The 16,798-nt window shown below is 59.5% G+C and carries 15 protein-coding genes; 5 read left to right on the forward strand and 10 right to left on the reverse strand.

Annotated features, from left to right (window positions below):
- Window positions 1-77: 77 nt before the first annotated feature.
- From G5149_RS12595 to dusB, 3 genes are all read right to left on the reverse strand, one after another.
- On the reverse strand, window positions 78-959 hold the full coding sequence (locus tag G5149_RS12595) for a DMT family transporter (RefSeq protein ID WP_421212533.1): 882 nt from the start codon (window positions 957-959) through the stop codon (window positions 78-80).
- A 111-nt stretch (window positions 960-1,070) separates the two neighbouring features.
- Window positions 1,071-1,367: a DNA-binding transcriptional regulator Fis gene (gene fis / locus G5149_RS12600; RefSeq protein WP_005309538.1), complete on the reverse strand. Its 297-nt coding sequence runs from the start codon at window positions 1,365-1,367 to the stop codon at window positions 1,071-1,073.
- Window positions 1,368-1,393: 26 nt separating this feature from the next.
- Complete coding sequence (dusB, locus tag G5149_RS12605; RefSeq protein WP_005341156.1) at window positions 1,394-2,359, reverse strand: tRNA dihydrouridine synthase DusB; 966 nt, start codon at window positions 2,357-2,359, stop codon at window positions 1,394-1,396.
- 338 nt (window positions 2,360-2,697) lie between these two features.
- Between dusB and G5149_RS12610 the strand changes: the two genes are divergently transcribed.
- From G5149_RS12610 to G5149_RS12625, 4 genes are all read left to right on the forward strand, one after another.
- Window positions 2,698-4,047, forward strand: coding sequence for a TolC family protein (locus G5149_RS12610; RefSeq protein ID WP_421212534.1), 1,350 nt, complete (start codon window positions 2,698-2,700; stop codon window positions 4,045-4,047).
- Window positions 4,048-4,120: 73 nt separating this feature from the next.
- A complete protein-coding gene (locus G5149_RS12615; protein WP_206900476.1) occupies window positions 4,121-5,125 on the forward strand; it encodes an HlyD family secretion protein in 1,005 nt (334 codons plus the stop codon).
- The gene (locus tag G5149_RS12620) at window positions 5,125-6,279 is read left to right on the forward strand and encodes an ABC transporter permease (protein WP_216980156.1); all 1,155 of its coding nucleotides are present in this window, start codon (window positions 5,125-5,127) and stop codon (window positions 6,277-6,279) included. Before G5149_RS12615 ends, G5149_RS12620 begins: the two co-directional genes overlap by 1 nt.
- A complete protein-coding gene (locus tag G5149_RS12625; RefSeq protein WP_337073359.1) occupies window positions 6,279-7,475 on the forward strand; it encodes an ABC transporter permease in 1,197 nt (398 codons plus the stop codon). Before G5149_RS12620 ends, G5149_RS12625 begins: the two co-directional genes overlap by 1 nt.
- A 110-nt stretch (window positions 7,476-7,585) precedes the next feature.
- Here G5149_RS12625 and G5149_RS12630 read toward each other — a convergent pair whose 3' ends face one another.
- The 3 genes from G5149_RS12630 to G5149_RS12640 all read right to left on the reverse strand — a co-directional run bounded on the left by G5149_RS12630 (window position 7,586) and on the right by G5149_RS12640 (window position 9,980).
- A complete protein-coding gene (locus tag G5149_RS12630; RefSeq protein WP_100646730.1) occupies window positions 7,586-8,221 on the reverse strand; it encodes an SDR family oxidoreductase in 636 nt (211 codons plus the stop codon).
- Between the two features lie 134 nt (window positions 8,222-8,355).
- Window positions 8,356-9,210, reverse strand: coding sequence for a DnaA ATPase domain-containing protein (locus G5149_RS12635; protein WP_216980158.1), 855 nt, complete (start codon window positions 9,208-9,210; stop codon window positions 8,356-8,358).
- 71 nt (window positions 9,211-9,281) lie between these two features.
- Window positions 9,282-9,980: a DnaT-like ssDNA-binding domain-containing protein gene (locus G5149_RS12640; protein ID WP_167570528.1), complete on the reverse strand. Its 699-nt coding sequence runs from the start codon at window positions 9,978-9,980 to the stop codon at window positions 9,282-9,284.
- Between the two features lie 290 nt (window positions 9,981-10,270).
- On the opposite strand from G5149_RS12640, the gene G5149_RS12645 reads away from it, so the two are divergent.
- Window positions 10,271-11,242, forward strand: coding sequence for a response regulator (locus G5149_RS12645; RefSeq protein WP_216980159.1), 972 nt, complete (start codon window positions 10,271-10,273; stop codon window positions 11,240-11,242).
- A gap of 73 nt (window positions 11,243-11,315) precedes the next feature.
- Here G5149_RS12645 and G5149_RS12650 read toward each other — a convergent pair whose 3' ends face one another.
- The 4 genes from G5149_RS12650 to pta all read right to left on the reverse strand — a co-directional run bounded on the left by G5149_RS12650 (window position 11,316) and on the right by pta (window position 16,773).
- Entirely contained in the window at window positions 11,316-12,713 is a 1,398-nt protein-coding gene (locus G5149_RS12650) for a peptide MFS transporter (RefSeq protein WP_005341137.1), read from the reverse strand.
- Window positions 12,714-12,926: 213 nt separating this feature from the next.
- Window positions 12,927-13,838 carry a UTP--glucose-1-phosphate uridylyltransferase GalU gene (gene galU / locus G5149_RS12655; RefSeq protein ID WP_216980160.1) on the reverse strand — a complete coding sequence of 304 codons (912 nt, stop codon included), beginning with the start codon at window positions 13,836-13,838 and terminating at the stop codon, window positions 12,927-12,929.
- Window positions 13,839-13,934: 96 nt separating this feature from the next.
- On the reverse strand, window positions 13,935-14,255 hold the full coding sequence (locus G5149_RS12660) for a ComEA family DNA-binding protein (RefSeq protein ID WP_005341133.1): 321 nt from the start codon (window positions 14,253-14,255) through the stop codon (window positions 13,935-13,937).
- Between the two features lie 337 nt (window positions 14,256-14,592).
- Window positions 14,593-16,773, reverse strand: coding sequence for a phosphate acetyltransferase (gene pta / locus G5149_RS12665; RefSeq protein WP_005341131.1), 2,181 nt, complete (start codon window positions 16,771-16,773; stop codon window positions 14,593-14,595).
- Window positions 16,774-16,798 lie beyond the last annotated feature (25 nt).

Genomic DNA, 16,798 nt, shown 5'->3' on the forward strand with positions numbered 1-16,798 from the left:
GAACGTCAGCATTGGCAGGACAAGATAAGCAAACAGGAGGGAAATGGTGACACCGCCCCGCAGGGCGGTGACGCGGATCAGACGGGCGTTTTGAGCCGTGCACTGCGCAGCAGCAGGGGGAGCTGGTAGAGCACCAGGGCGCCGAGTACCAGTCCGGCACCGGCCAGTTTGGCGCCGCCGAGGGGTTCGCTATAGAAGAGGGTGCTCAGCAGCAGGGTCCAGACCGGTTCCAGCAGCATCATCAGGGCGGCGTGGGCGGTGGTCATCTTGCTCAATGCATGGGTGAGCAGCCAGTAGCGCAATGTGGTGGCGATCAAGACGCTCGCCACAAACCAGCCCCAGATGCCGTGGCTGACTCCAGCCTCGGGCCACTGTTCGGTCAGCAGGGAGAGCAGGGTGCCGAGCAGGCCGGTCATCGCCAGCTGGATGCAGGTGAGCCAGGTGGGGGCAATGGATTGGGCGAAGTGGCGATGGACGGCAAGCTGGATACCGAGGGTGGTGGCCGCCGCCAGAAACCAGAACAGCGAGAGCGACACGCCCCAGTGGGTACTGCTGGAGAGCAGCAGCAAACCGGCGATGGCGATGGGCAGGGTGAGCCAGTAGTGGCGGCTTGGCTTGGCCCGAAAGGCTGCCCATGCGGCCAGCGGGGCCATCAGGGTGGCGACGCTCATGATAAAGGCGCCGCTGCCCAGCGCATCGCTCTGGCTGATGGCGGTGACCCACAGCAGCAGGCTGGCACCGAGCAATGTGCCGCAACCGGCGGCGCGCACCAGTTGGGCGCGAGTCGGCGGCGGTTCACGCAACCAGGCCAAGGGGAGCAACAGCAGCGCCGCCAGCAGGAAGCGGCTGCCGATAAAGGCGGCAGGGGGCAGTTCGCGGATCGCCTCTTTCGAGAAGAGCCAGCCAGCGGCAGCCAGCAGGGTGACCAGTACCATCAGCAGCAGGGGCGTGCGGTTCATAGCGCTTGTAGTGGGGAAGTGGGAAGGGGAGCATAAAGAAAGGCGCCGGGTATTGCTACCCGGCGCCTTTCATCTTTGCCCTGTTCCGCTTGTGCGGCATCAGGCCAGCAATCAGTTCATGCCGTAACGCTTGAGCTTCTTGCGCAGGGTGCCACGGTTGATACCCATCATCACGGCTGCGCGAGTCTGGTTACCACGGGTGTACTGCATGATCACGTCCAGCATCGGCGCTTCGACTTCGGAGAGAACCATATCGTACAGATCAATCACTTCCTGACCGTTCAACTGGGCCAAGTAGTTACGCAGGGCCTGTTGCACAGAGTCACGCAGGGGGCGCTGGGTCGGCTCGGCAGCGTGATTGTGAGTAGTTGTTACCAATGCATCAGAAGTCAGGGTTTGTTCGAACATATTCGGTCGGCTCTTTAGTTATCTTGTTAACCTAATCCATCGAAATACGCTTCGAGTGCTTCTAGTTGTGCGTCAGCACAATCCAGGGCATTGAAGTGCTTACGGAATTCTCGGCCCGTCTCTTCTTCATCCAGATACCAGCCCACGTGTTTACGGGCGATGCGCGCTCCCAGATATGCACCATAAAACCGGTGCAGGTTGGTGACATGCTCGTTCATCAGGGTGCGAACCTCTTCCCTCTCGGGAGGTGGCAGCTTGGTGCCCGTCTCAAGAAAATGACGGATTTCCCGGAAAATCCAGGGTCGTCCTTGCGCAGCGCGGCCGATCATCACGGCGTCCACACCGGTATAGTCGAGGACATACCGGGCTTTCTCCGGGCTGTTGATGTCGCCATTGGCGACAACAGGAATCGATACGGCCTGCTTAATCGCCTTAATCGTGTCGTACTCCGCTTCGCCCTTGTAGAGGCAGGCACGGGTACGACCGTGCACGGCAAGGGCCGCGATACCGCAATCTTCGGCGATTCGGGCGATCTCCACGCCATTGCGGTTATCCGGATCCCATCCTGTGCGGATCTTCAAGGTGACAGGTACTTCCACTGCATCCACCACGGTCCGGCAAATTGCTTTGACCTGATCGGGGTAACGCAGCAGGGCTGAACCTGCCAGCTTCTTATTCACTTTTTTTGCCGGGCAGCCCATGTTGATGTCGACGATCTGTGCGCCCTGCTCCACGTTGTAGCGGGCAGCAAACGCCATCATCTCGGGGTCGGCCCCGGCAATCTGGACCGATCGCAAACCGCCTTCTGCAGAGTGATCCATCCTCATCCTGGTTTTCTGGGTATCCCAGACATCCGGGTTGGCCAGCAGCATCTCGGAAACGGCCATGCCGGCACCCAGCCGCAAACAAAGTTCACGGAATGGTCGGTCTGTTACACCGGCCATGGGCGCCACAATCAGGGGAGTTTCAAGCGTGTGGGGACCTATCTGCATTCCACGGTTACCATCGGCTTAGGGCGGCGTATATTACGCATTTTTTAGGCAGGAGAAAAGGTTAGTATTTGAGCGTCAGCCATTTTTTTCTGAAAAAAACGTCGAGCCAAGGCTTGCAAATTCAGGAGTTATTGAAAAACAGCCAGATTGACTGGTCAGGAGTGCTGTACCATTCGGGTCACCTCCTTGCTCAATTGTCAGTCCACTTGTCAGTCCCGTTTGCGTTATGATGGCTGGCTTATGTGAGCAAAAGCTCCAAACATTTTTGCAACAGTGCGAATCGGGGTTCTATGACGTCAAGGTTCATTACATCACTCTGGCCGTGTCTGCTGGGGGTCATGTTGGGGTCTGCGCAGGCGCAGACCATCAGCTTCGGCGAGGCCTGGACCCGGGTCATCCAGCAGGATGAGGAGCTGGCTGCCGAGCAGGCCGGGGTCGATCGGGCCAAGCAACTGCGTGAGGCCGCCAAATCCATGTATCTGCCCAAGGTGGATGTGGGAGCCAGTTATACCCATCTTGATCAGCCGATTGAACTCGATGCCCTCGATCTCAATCCGCTGGCCAAGCAGAAAGATCTGATCCTGGCGCTCGGCAGTCTGTTCGGGGTCGGGGCCAACGCATTTGTCACTCCCCTGACCAAGCAGAATGTGGTGACCAGCTCGGTCAAGATGCTCTGGCCGCTGTTTGCCGGTGGCCGCATTGATGCGGCTCAGGATATCCGTCAGGCGCAGGTGAGCGAGGCGCAGCAACTGCTGGTGCTCAAACAGCAGTCTGCCTTCGAGAGCCTCTCCCAGACCTATTTCGGCGTGGTACTGGCTGCTCAGGTGGTGCAGACCAGGCAGGAGATTGAGGACGGGCTGGCCCACCATCTGGATCATGCCAAGAAGCTCGAAGCGCAGGGTCAGATTGCCCGGGTGGAGCGTCTCTCCGCCCTGTCGGCCTATGACAGAGCGCGCATCGATACCCAGAAGGCCCGTCGCAGCCTCGAGATCGCCGAGCTGGCCCTCGGCCGCATGCTGAAGCTGCCGGATGCCCAGCCGGGCAATGGTCTGTTCGTTAACAAGGAGCTACCGCGTCTTGAGGGGTTGGTAAGCCAGACCCTGGAAGTGCACCCCGGCCTCAAGTTGCTAAACGCCAAGAAGGAGCAGGCCAAGGGGCTGATCCGGGTCGAACAGGGCAAATATGCCCCCGAGGTATTCCTGTTCGGTAATTACAACCTCTATGAAGATGATTCGATCGCTTCCAAGACCACGCCGGACTGGCTGGTGGGGGTGGGGGTCAGCATGCCGCTGGTGAGCCGCGATGGCCGCTCCGAGACGGTGCAGGCGGCCAAGAGCGCCGAACTTCAGGTTAATCTGCTGCAGGCCAAGACCCGCGAGGATCTGAAACTGTTGGTCGAGAAGACCTGGCGCGAAGCAGCACAGGGGCTTGAAGAGTATCAATCACTCTCCTCCACCCTGGCGCTGGCCGAGGAGAATGTGCGGCTGCGTGACAAGGCGTTCGGGCAAGGGCTTTCTACCTCCCTTGATGTGGTGGATGCCCAGAACCAACTGGCAGGAGTCAAGACCCAACGTGCGGCGGCGGCTTATCAATATGTGGTGTCGCTGGCCCGCCTGCTGGCCCTCTCCGGCCAGATGAACAGTTTCAATCAATATCAGCACGGTCAGGTGATCGAGGTGAACTCATGATCACCATCCGGTTCGTGCCTTTTTCTATCTCTGTTTCGACCGCCAAGGGTCGCCCGTTTGTCGAGGTGAAGTGATGAGCCATCCCCCCATCAAAAAGAAGATGAGCCAGGGTAAACCGCTGTTGTTGCCGCTGGTGCTGGTGATCCTGGTGGTCTGGCTCGGCTGGCGCTTTTGGCTCGCCTATCAACCGGAGCCGGTGCATCTGCAAGGGCAGATTGAGGCTCAGCAGTATTCAGTCTCTTCCAAGGTGCCGGGGCGCATCGACGAAGTGCTGGTGAAAAAGGGCGATCAGCTGACCAAGGATCAGCTGGTCTTTACGCTGGCAAGCCCCGAGATTGAAGCCAAGCTGAGCCAGGCCAAGGCGGGTGAAGCCGCTGCAGGGGCGCTGGCGCAAGAGGCGGAGAAAGGGGCTCGTGCCCAACAGATCGCTGCCGCCAAGGATCAATGGCAAAAAGCCAAGGCTGCCGCCCAGCTGCGTGGCAAGACCTATGAGCGGGTGGCCAGCCTGCACCGCGATGGCGTGATGCCGCTGCAAAAACGCGACGAGGCCTGGACTGCCTGGCAAGCCGCCCGCTACAGCGAAGGGATGGCGTGGCAGCAGTACCAGATGGCGTTGGAAGGGGCGCGGGAAGAGACCAAGATCGCCGCTCGCGAGAAGGCCAAGATGGCGGCCGGTTCCGTGGCCGAAGTAGAGGCCTATCTGGCCGACACCCGCATCACCAGCCCCCACTCAGGCGAGGTAAGCCAGGTGCTGCTGCGCAGCGGCGAGCTGGCGCCGCAAGGCTTCCCTGTCGTGACCCTGCTCGATATGAGCGATGCCTGGGCCCAGTTCCATGTGCGCGAGGATCTGCTGCCCCGCTTCCCGGTCGGTACCGAGTTCGATGCCCGCATCCCCGGCCTTGGCGATCAGATGGTGCGCTTCAAGGTGACCCATGTGGCCGTGATGGGGGATTTTGCCACCTGGCGTGCCACCGATACCCGTCAAGGCTTCGACATGAAGAGCTTCCAGGTGGAGGCTCGCCCGCTGCAACCGGTTGAGGGGCTACGGGTTGGCATGAGTGTGCTGGTTGAACTCTGATGGGACGTGAATTTCGGCTGCTGTGGCAGGATCCGTTCAGCCGTGCCCTGATGAGCTGGGTACCGCTGCTGCTGATGGGGATCCTCTGCTGGATCTTCTCGGCAGGGTTGGCCCGCGACCTCAAGGTGGGGCTGGTGGATCTCGATCACAGCATGCTCTCGCGCCAGCTCGCCTTTTCGCTGGATGGCTCTGCGGGACTCAAGGTCGCGCAACAGTTTGACTCCATCGATGCCGGTGCCCACGCCCTGCGCGGTGGCGATATCTATGCGCTGGTGGTGATCCCCAACCATCTGGAGCGGGATGCCCGTCAGGGTACCCAGCCGCAGGTGACGGTGTTCAACAACGGCCAGTTCATCCTGATCGCCAAGCTGGTCAACTCGGCGCTAGCGCAGGTGGTAGGCACCCTCAATGGTCAGGTGGGCGTGCTGGAGGCGATGGCTGACGGTAAGGCTCTGCCCGGCGCACTCGGGCAGTCGGTACCCATCAGCAGCCAGGTGACTGCGCTCTATAACCTCAACTCCAGCTACGCCCAATTTCTGCTGAGCGCTATTCTGCCCGCGGTGTGGCAGATCCTGGTGGTGCTGTTTGGCCTCAATGCGCTGGCCCGTACCGATCGGCTGGGGCTGGACTGGACCACTCGCGGGGTCTGGTTTGGCCTCTGGCGCACCCTGCTGCCCCACGTACTGATTGGCTGGGGCTGGGGGATTGTCTGGACACTGCTGCTGTTCAAGGGGTTCTCCTACCCCATGCACGGCAGCTGGCTGGTGCTGGTGGTGGGTCTGGGGCTCGCCTCGGCGGCCTGCGTCACCATGGGTGCCTTTTTCTACGGCATCATTCGGGATCCGGCGCGCGCCCTGTCGCTGGCGGGGGCTTACACGGCGCCCGGTTTCGCCTTTATGGGAGTCACCTTTCCGGTGAGTGCCATGGGGGATTTCGCCCGCTTCTGGCGCAGCCTGTTGCCGGTCTCCCACTATGTCGAGTTGCAGATTGGTCAGAGCAACTACGGTTTGCCCCTCTCATCGGCGCTGCCGCAACTGGGGGCCTTGCTGCTGTTTCTTCTCCCTTTGCTGCTGGTGGTTCGCCGCTACAAGCAGCAGGCCGAGCTGGCTCGTCAATCCGCCGTAGTGGCCGTCGCCGAGAAGGAGCCTGAGTGATGCTGGGATTTGTCGATCTGTTGCGCCTCGAGTTGCGCACCCTGCTGGCGGATCGCGCCATCATGCTCACCCTGTTTGGCGGGGTGATCTTCTACTCGTTTCTCTACCCCCAGCCCTATCTGCATCAGCTGCCGCGGGAAGAGGCAGTGGTGGTGGTCAACGAGGATGGCAGCCAGCTGTCCCGTCAGTTGGAGTTTATGGCCGATGCCACGCCGCAGGTGAAGCTGGTGGCGCGGGCCAATTCGCTGGATGACGCGCGGCAGCTGATGATGGCCGGGGAGGCGAGCGGGATCCTGCACATTCCCAACCACTTCTATCGGGATCTGATGTTGGGCAAGAGCGTCACCCTGAGCTACGCCGGTGATGCCTCCTACTTCCTGGTCTACGGCACCATTGCCGAAGGACTGGCGCAGGCCGGTGGCACCCTCGCCGCGCAGGTGAAGGTGGCGAGGCTGCTGAGCCAGGGCGAGGCGCTGCCACAAGCGGCTATGGGCTGGAATGCGGTGGCTCTCAACGTGGTGCCGGTGTTCAACCCCACCATGGGCTATGTGAACTACGTGGTGCCGGCGGTGTTCGTGCTGATCCTCCATCAGGTGCTGCTGATGGGGGCGGGGATCCTGGGGGCGACCCAGAACCAGCGCAGTTGCCGCGGCGAGCACGGTTACTGGCAAAGCGCGCCGGTACTGCCGCTGCTGCTGGCCAGAACTCTGGTGCTGGCGGGGTTGTTCCTGCTGCCGGTGAGCTACTTCCTCGGCTTTTGCTTTGATCACTACAACATCGCTCGCCATGCCGACCCGGTGCAGCTTTGGCTATTCGCCCTGCCGTTCCTGCTGGCAACCTGCTGGTTCGGTATTGTGCTGGGGGCCATCTTTACCCGGCGGGATCTGCCCACTCAGGTGGTACTCATCTCCTCCCTGCCGCTGGTCTTTCTGGCGGGCTTTATCTGGCCGCTCGAGCTGATCCCGGCGCCCCTCAATTGGCTGGCTCAGTGGGTGCCCACTATCCCCGCCATCGAGGGTTTTCTGCGCCTTAACCAGATGGGGGCCGACTTCGCCCAGGTTTCCCGTTACTGGTGGCAGTTGTGGGGGCTTGCGTTGCTCTACGGCGTGCTGGCCTGCCTGCTGCTGCGCTGGCGGCAGCAGTCGCTGCCAGTTGCTCGCCCGTCAGTCGTGCAGGGTGAAACCACCGCCGGTTAAACGGGATAGGGCAAGCGCCCGTGAGATGGCGTGTGCGGTAAAGCGAAAACGGTCAGCCCTTGGGCTGACCGTTTTGCTATGTGGTGGGGTTAAGCGGTTTTACTGCTGCTTTAGCCGCGCTGGAGCGTGGGATCCCCGATGGCGTAGATCTGCCCCACCGCTGTCTCATCTGCCAGTAGACGCAGCCCTTGGGTGGCCACATCGGCGCGGCGAACCAGTCCGTGTACCTCCTTGCCCTGACTCAGCTCGGCGCGGCCGGTGGCGTCGCCATCCTGCAGGCCCGCAGGGCGCAGAATGGTCCACGCGAGGGCGCTGGTCTGCAGCCAGCTCTCCGCCAGACTCTTGAGGCGCACCTCGTGACCGAAGGCGGCGCGGGCACGTTCAGGCAGATACTGCCAGCTGTCGCCACAGCCGAGGGAGGTGACCAGTAGCAGTCGTTTCAGGCCTGCCTGCTCCATGGCATCGATCACATGGCGGTTGCCCTGATAGTCCACCGGCGCCGTCTGGCGAAAGCTGCCGAGGGTGGAGACGACTTGGGCATCTTGCCCCGCTCGGGCGCACGCCTGCTGCACCGCAGCCGGATCCAGCGCATCCCCTTCGATGACGTCTACTCCCAGCGCCTCCAGTTCCGTGGCCATCTCGGGGCTGCGCACCAGCGCGACTACGCGGTGACCCTCAGCGAGAGCGTGGTGGGTAAAGGCACGGCCCAGCCCTCGGCTGGCTCCGAAAATCAGTGTGGTTGGCATAGCTGAGCTCCCTTGGCAAAAGGGACTAGCCTAGTGACTTGTTTGTGCGCTGTAAATGAGAGTTGTTTCTATTTGTGGGCAGGCAGGGAGGAGAGAGTGCGAGCCGCCAGCGACTCGCACTCGCTGAGAGGGGATCAGCCGTTGTAGTTGCCGATGCTGGGGCGACGGCTGGGGCCGCTCAGATGGATATCCACCGGATTGAACGCCTTGATCGCCTCATAGCTGAAATCACCGATCGCCTGATGCAGGCTCTGGGGCGTGTGGTTGGTGATGATGATGACGCTCTTTGACAGGTTGCGACGGCGGCGCAGCAGGTGGCCGAGGAAGCTGGACTGGCTCTCCGCCATCTTGGCACGGTTGGCCGATACCTCGTCGATGATCAGCAGATCCACCTCTTCCAGCGCGCGGCGGTACTGGTTGCGCTCATCCTGGTCGGGGATGACGTTGAAGAACAGCCGATCGACGATGGAGGCCCACTGCTGGAAGATCACCGATTTCTGGTGACGGGCGATCAGCTCATGCGCCACCGCTCCCGCCAGGGTCGACTTGCCGGTGCCGTAGTCGCCGTAGATCAGCATGCAACCGCCACCGCTCTTCTCCCAGTGCTCGAAGCCGCTGATAAAGTAACGGGCGGTTTCGATAGGGTATTGCAGCGCCGGATCTGTGGCATCCATTTTGTCGAACACCCAGTCGGGGTTGAGGTCGGCCTGGGCGATCAGCTTCTGGATCCGCTCCTGACGGGCCGCTTTCTGCAGCTCGCGCACCTCGGCGTTGGCCTTGGCGTCATACTCCTTGCGCAGGGTCTCGTAGTCATACTGGCCGCCGCCGGTCTCTTGCTGCAGGCGACGAATGCGCTCCAGCAGGCCACCCACATGGCGGCTTAATTCCGGGTCGTGAACACGGTGATCCTGCTTGGCCTTGGCGATCTTCTGGCGCTTGGCTTCGATCTCTTCCAGCTCCTGGCGCAGGGGATCTTGCGGGTCAGTCATGGAATGCTCCTTCTGCTCGATCAGGGATGGGTAGACAAGGGGTTGATTCTGCCTGCAGGCGGGGGCCGCTATCAATCATTATCCGGCTCCTGCTGCGCTGCGGGTTCTTGCATCTGCTGTTCGGCCAGTCGCTTGGCCTCTTCAATCATCTGTTGGGCCCGTTTGCTCGGGCCCGACTCTGCCGGGGCCGGCGTCACCTGCTGGTAGCCCTGCACCTCCATCGGTTTGCGACGGGTATAGCGGCGGGTCTTGAGGGCGCGAATAAACTTGAGCATCCATTGATGCTGGGAGTCGAACACCTCGGGGCGCCCCAGCCAGTAGGCGATAAACTCCCCCAGATCCTCTTCGCTGTAGCTGGCATCGATCACTCCGCACAGACGGGCGAGGGCGGGCAGCTCTTCGTCCGGGCGCCACTGCAGATGCATCTGGAAGGGGCGTTCCGGCAGCGGGCTGCGCAATTTCTGGGTCAGCAGTGGCAACTGGAACGGGCACTGATGGTAGTGCTCACTCTCGGGCTGAGCCTCGACTTGCAGCAGGCCCGCCTCCATCAGTTCATCGAACAGCTCGGTGAGCTGGCGGGCATTGACCTGAAACGAAAAGCCGCAGGGATCACCCGGATCGACCACCGCCAGCGCCCGACCCAGCTCGGGATAGTTGAGCCGGGCAGCCTGATTTTCCAGCACCAGTCGGCGCAGCTGCAGGGTATAGAGACTGCGAGCCGGATGGGACAATCTTGGGTGGGCAAGGGCGCTGTATTCGGCTGGGGTCATGGTCTTCTTCACGAGCTGGAGTGGGGGGCATTATCCCTTATGGCGCCCACTTGCACAATTCGTCACACTGCAAGTGAGTGCACTGCATGGTCGGGGGAGTGAAAATAGAGCGTACCGCGGGGTGTTGAGCAGGGGGCGCGGGATTATGTCGACAATCCAGCAGCTTGCACTACTTTGGTATGCAGATTAGCCAATCCGGCTGTTTTTGACGCAAGGTGCGCGGCATTTCTGCTGATTTGGGCTAGTCTTATTACTTAAATAAACAATTGACTCATAAGGTTTTTGTCAACATGCCAAAACCCGGACTGCGGATCCTGGTGGTGGAAGACGAAGCGGTTTTTCGCCACTCGTTAGTGAGTTACCTCGCGCGGGACGGGGCAACGGTGTTTCAGGCTGAGGATGGAATTGAAGGGTTGTCAGCCGCAGCTATTTATCATCCCGACGTGGTTCTGTGCGATCTGAATATGCCCAATATGGATGGCCGCGAGGTAATTGCCTGCCTCTCTGCCCGTTACCCCCATATGCCGGTTATCGTCATTTCGGCACAGAACTCCATGGAGGCGGTCGCCAGTGCCTTGCGTGCCGGTGCACGGGACTACCTGCTCAAGCCCCTCGAGAACTTCGCACTGGTCGATCGCAGTATTGACCAGTGCCTTAACGGTGGGAGCACTCGAGCCCAGCAGCTGGAATTGATGGCGCATATGGATTACTTCAGTGCCCATGATCGAGCTGCCAGCCGTTTGCTGGCTGGGCTGAAGCCGCCGGGATTGCAGGAGTGGGGCCCCTGGCAGGTCACTTTCAAGGGGCTGGGCCATCTCTTTATTCCCGATACCTTCAAAGTGGAAGAAAAGCTGCTGGTGTTGGTGATGGAGCTACCCATCATGGGGACAGATGCGGCATTTTGCGGGGCACTGGTGCGCTCCCTGATGAACGTCCCCTACCGACAGTTCCAGCAGAACGAGAGCCGGTTACTGAGCCAGCCACACCGGTTGCTCGACTACCTCAACCATCAGCTGATGGCGTCCGGGCTTCGCCACTCTTTTGCCATGGCGGCGCTGCTTTTTGATCAGCACGATGGGTTGGTATTTGCAAATGCTGGACTCACGTCTCCCCACTGGTTGATGCGTTCCGGCGGTTTACCTCTGGGGTTGATGCGCAATAGTCACTATGCTCTGCACAAGCGCAGTTGGCATGAACCATTCGATCTGCAGTTTCGCAGTGACAGTGGCTGTGCGCTCGATGTGCAGGTGCGTCATCATTGATGCTGCCTACGGAAGGCAAAAGCAAACAGGGCACCCATAGGGTGCCCTGTTTGCTTTTGACAATCCTGACCGTTTAAACGGCAGCGGACTGCAACTTCTTGTCTTGCACGTGTGGCTCTTTGGCAGGGCCTTCGGCACCGTGCATCCAGTAGACCAGGCGGTTGGCCATGGCCAGCAGGATCAGGGCGCAGATGACTGCAGACAGTGCGATACCGCCGAAGATGGCGATTGGGCCAGCTTCACCCACGAAGGAGCCAATCAAGCCGGCGACATAGTTGGCCACGGCAGTGAAACCGAACCAGGCGCCCATCATCAGGGATACCAGACGCAGCGGAGCCAGTTTGGTTACCATGGACATACCGATGGGCGAGAGGCAGAGTTCGCCCAGGGTGTGGAACAGGTAAGCGCCAACCAGCCAGAACATGGAGGTCTTGACGGTCTGATCTCCGCCCTGTTGCAGCACAGCACCCACCATGAACAGGAAGCCTACGGCCAGGAACAGCAGACCCATGGCGAATTTCACCGGAGAGTTCGGCTCTTTCTTGCCGAGCTTGATCCAGATGGCGGCGACGATCGGGGCCAGGGTGATGATAAAGAAGGGGTTCAGAGACTGGAACCAGGCAGTCGGTACCTCGAAGTCACCGATCATGCGGTCAGTATACTGCTGGGCATACAGATTCATCAGACCACCGGCTTGTTCAAAACCAGCCCAGAAGATGATGGTGAACAGACCCAGCATCAGGATAACTTTGATGCGATCCACTTCCTGCTTGGTCAACGGAGCCTTCTGCTCCTTGTTGCGCTGTTCGGCGGCGCGCTGAGCTGCCGGTACGCGGCCGATGTCACCGAGGAAACGCTGGGCCATGGTGGCTTGAACTACCAGGGAGAGCAGCATACCAATACCGGCACTGACGAAGGCGGCTTGCCAGCCGTATGCCGTGGCAGCTGCGCCACAGATCACGCCGGCTAGCAGGGAACCCAGGTTGATACCCATGTAGAAGATGGTGAAGGCACCATCACGGCGGTGATCGCCCTCTTGATAGAGGTCACCCACCATGGTGGAGATGTTCGGTTTGAACAGGCCGTTACCCAGGATCAGCAAGCCGAGACCCGCATAGAAGACGTTAATGACCATATCAGGGAACATGGCGTGGGGCAGGGCAAGAGTGAACTGGCCTGCAGCCATGAGGATCGCACCAAACAGCACGGCACGGCGTTGGCCGAGGAAATTGTCAGCCAGCCAGCCGCCGATCAGCGGTGTGATATAAACCAGACCGGTATAAATACCGTAGAGTTTGAGGGCATCTGCCTGAGTCCAGCCCAGACCGCCGTTGGCAGTCAGGTCGGTCAGATAGAGCACCAGTACGGCACGCATGCCGTAATAGGAGAATCGCTCCCAGAGTTCGGTACTAAAGAGCAAAAAAAGCCCTTTAGGGTGACCTAGAAAGGTCCCTTTTGACGGGTTATTCATTGGAACTTCCACCTGTGTCTTATATTTTTTTGAGTTTTTTATGCAAGGGCGAGAAACACGCCTCAATCCTTATAGAGCATGTGTGAATAAATTACAACATTATGATTTGCTGAGGATTTATTTATTCTTGATTGATTTTTTGTTGCAAAAATGAAAAAGGAGCATCATTTGATGCTCCTCGAATACCTCTATAAAAAACAGATTTTTTAGCGATTACAACTGTTTGACGAACTGCTTCAACCAACCGATAAATTCGCCGTTCAGCTCGCGGTGACGTACGGCATACTCCACATTGGCTTTCATATAACCGAGTTTGCTGCCGCAATCGTGGCTCTTGCCTTTCATAAAGTAGGCGTTGACCTGCTCCTGCTCCATCAGCATGGCGATGGCATCGGTCAGCTGGATTTCGTCACCGGCACCGGCCGGGGTTTTTTCCAGCAGCGGCCAGATATTGGAGGAGAGCACGTAACGACCCACCACCGCCAGATTGGAGGGCGCTTCGTCACGAGGCGGTTTCTCGACAATGGCCTGCATCGGCAGGGACATCCCCTCGGTCAGCGCCTCACCCTTGATGTCGGCGATGCCGTACTTGTCTACTTCGCTCTCGGGTACCGCTTCTACCATGATCTGGCTGATCTGCTCCTCTTCAAACAGATGCACCATTTCGGCCAGGTTGTCTTTTTTCGGGTCGCTGGCTACGTCATCGATCAGTACGTCCGGCAGCAGCACGGCGAAGGGGTTGTCACCGATCAGCGGTCGTGCGCAGAGGACTGCATGGCCCAGCCCTTTGGCCTCCCCCTGGCGGACGTGCATGATGGTGACGTCTTTCGGGCAGATCTGTTGCACCTCTTCCAGCAGTTGGCGCTTGACCCGCTTCTCGAGGGTCGCTTCCAGCTCGAAGCTCTTGTCGAAGTGGTTTTCGATGGAGTTTTTACTGGAGTGGGTGACCAGAATGATCTCCTTGATCCCGGCGGCGATAGCTTCGCGCACTACATACTGGATCAGAGGCTTGTCGACCACCGGCAGCATCTCTTTCGGGATGGCCTTGGTGGCGGGCAGCATACGGGTACCCAGACCGGCTACCGGAAGCACGGCCTTGCGAACAATGAGAGGGGTCTTTTTCATGGAAAACTATCCAGCGGGATTGAAGTGCGGCCATGATACTCCAAGAAAAACGGGGCAGCCACAGCCAGCCCCGTTTGCATATGCAGTGCTCGGACGTTATTTGACGATGATCATGTCACGGTTTGCCTCCAGAGTGGCCGGGCCAATGCCACTCACATCTGCCAGCTGGTCGACCGAGGTGAATTTGCCCTGTTTCTCGCGATAGTCGACGATGGCTTGTGCCTTTTTGTCACCAATCCCCTTGAGGTTAGTGAGCTCGGCAAGGGTTGCCGTATTGATATCCACTTTGCCACTCTCCTGCTTGGCGGCAACCGTGGTGGCCTGCTTGGGGGCGACCTTGTCTGCAGCCTGCGAGGGCAGGGTGAACAATGGGAGGGCGGACAGCAACATGATGATGGACAAGCTGTTTTTACGCATTTCACACTTCCTTGTGGTAGGGGATTCGTATGGATGATTAACCAGATTTGGAAGATGTGACGGCTGTCATTTTTTACAGGTATTGAGTGCGATTTGCTTTGCTATAAGAGATGGCAATTTTCGAATAACAATAAGATATATAAAGACTTTTATTGCCAAATACCAAATGGAAAGTCTTGTGTGACAGGGAGCATAGCCTCATAACGCACTCACACTTTTATCTGTCTGATCCTGAATCTTCGGCTGCTTATGCTGCCTGCAGAAAAATTCCCAACAAAAAAGGCTGCTCACCTGGGGTGAGCAGCCTTTGTGATCGGTTTTTTCAGGCGGATGCTGATTAAGCTTGTGCGTCAGCCTGAGCAGCCTGGATACCGGTCAGGGCGATGGTGTAGACGATGTCGTCAACCAGAGCGCCACGGGAGAGGTCGTTGACCGGCTTGCGCATGCCTTGCAGCATCGGGCCGATGGAGACCAGGTCAGCGGAACGCTGCACCGCTTTGTAAGTGGTGTTACCGGTGTTCAGGTCAGGGAAGACGAACACGGTGGCTTTACCGGCAACCGGTGAGTTCGGTGCCTTGGACTTGGCCACGTTCTCCATGATGGCCGCGTCGTACTGCAGCGGGCCATCGATTATGAGGTCGGGGCGCTTGGCCTTGGCCAGCTCGGTCGCTTCACGCACTTTCTCTACATCGGCACCGGCGCCGGAGGTGCCGGTAGAGTAGGAGATCATGGCGACGCGCGGCTCGATGCCGAAAGCGGCTGCGGAGTCGGCTGACTGGATGGCGATCTCGGCCAGCTGCTCGGCAGTCGGATCCGGGTTGATCGCGCAGTCACCGTAGACCAGCACCTGGTCAGGCAGCAGCATGAAGAAGATGGAGGAGATCAGGGAAGAGCCTGGAGCAGTCTTGATGATCTGCATCGGCGGACGGATGGTGTTGGCAGTGGTGTGTACCGCGCCGGATACCAGGCCGTCAACTTCATTGCGCTCCAGCATCATGGTACCCAGTACCACGTTATCTTCCAGCTGCTCGCGGGCAACCACTTCGGTCATGCCCTTGTTCTTGCGCAGCTCGACCAGACGCGGCACATAGCGCTCGCGCACAACGGCCGGATCGATGATCTCGACGCGATCGGTCAGAACAACACCCTGCTGTTCGGCAACGCGACGGATCTCTTCCGGGTTACCCAGCAGCACCGGACGGGCAATGCCACGCTCGGCACAGATTGCGGCAGCCTTGATGGTGCGCGGCTCGTCGCCTTCCGGCAGCACGACACGCTTGTTGGCCTGACGGGCCAGCTCGGTCAGCTGATAACGGAATGCCGGCGGGCTCAGACGACGGGAACGGGTAGAGCTGACAGTCAGCGACTCGATCCAGTGTTTGTCGATGTGGCCAGCGACGTAGTCCTGTACCAGCTCGATACGCTCGCGGTCATCTTCCGGAATATCTACGTTGAAGTTCTGCAGGCTGACGGCGGTCTGCCAGGTGTTGGTACCGGTCATCATGATCGGCAGGCCGGTGGCCATGGCCTGTTGGCACAGCGCCATTACCTGCGGCTCCGGATGATAGTTACCGGTCAGCAGCAGGGCGCCCAGCTTGACGCCATTCATGGCGGAGAGGCAGGCAGAGACGATGACGTCAGAGCGGTCTCCGGAGGTCACCAGCAGGCTGCCCGGACGGAAGTGCTCAACCATGTTGTGGATGGAGCGGGCACAGAAGGTCACGGTCTGCAGGCGGCGGCTGTCCAGCTCGCCCTTGTGCAGGATCTTGGCGGCCAGATGCTTGGCGAGATCCTTGGCGCGCGGGGCGATCAGCTGGGTGTTCCAGGGGATGCAACCCAGGATGCGCAGCGGGCTCTTGCCGAACACTTGCAGCACTTCCAGGTTGTGAGCCGCGTCAGAAGCGTGGTGATGGGCTTCGAACATCTCGGTCAGGTCAGGGCGGGTTACGCCATGCTCGTCAACCGGTGCGCCAACCTTGTTGATCACGCAACCAACGATGCGGGGGTTGTTGACACCACCGAAGTTGGAGCAGGCCAGCTCAATGCGCTCTTTCAGCTTCTGGCTGGAGTCATGGCCCGGGTGGGTCACGAATACCATATCAGCGTCCAGCGCCTTGGCCACGTCGTAGTTCAGCTTGTTGGCAAAGGGCTGCTTGTCGGTCGGCACCATACCTTCGACAACCAGCACTTCGGCACCACTGGATTTCACGTGCTCTTCGAAGCGGGCAACGATCTCTTCCAGCAGGATGTCAGTGTTGCTGGAGCTGATCATGTTCTCGGCGTAGGAGAGGGTGAACGGCTCGGGCGGGTTGATGTTGGCAGCAGCGCGGATAACGGCGGTTGAGCGCTCGGCACCGGTTTCACCCGGACGCGGCTGGGCAACCGGTTTGAAGAAGCTGACATTGACACCGTGACGCTCCATGGCGCGAACAACGCCCAGACTCACGGAAGTTACGCCGACACCAGTGCCGACCGGGATAAGCATAATAGTGCGTGCCACTTTATACCCCTTGTTCATTTTTTGGGATCAGGAAAAGGCCGCC

Origin of the sequence: Aeromonas sp. 600479, from assembly GCF_049175515.1 — a bacterium.
Classification (GTDB): Bacteria; Pseudomonadota; Gammaproteobacteria; order Enterobacterales; family Aeromonadaceae; genus Aeromonas; species Aeromonas veronii_A.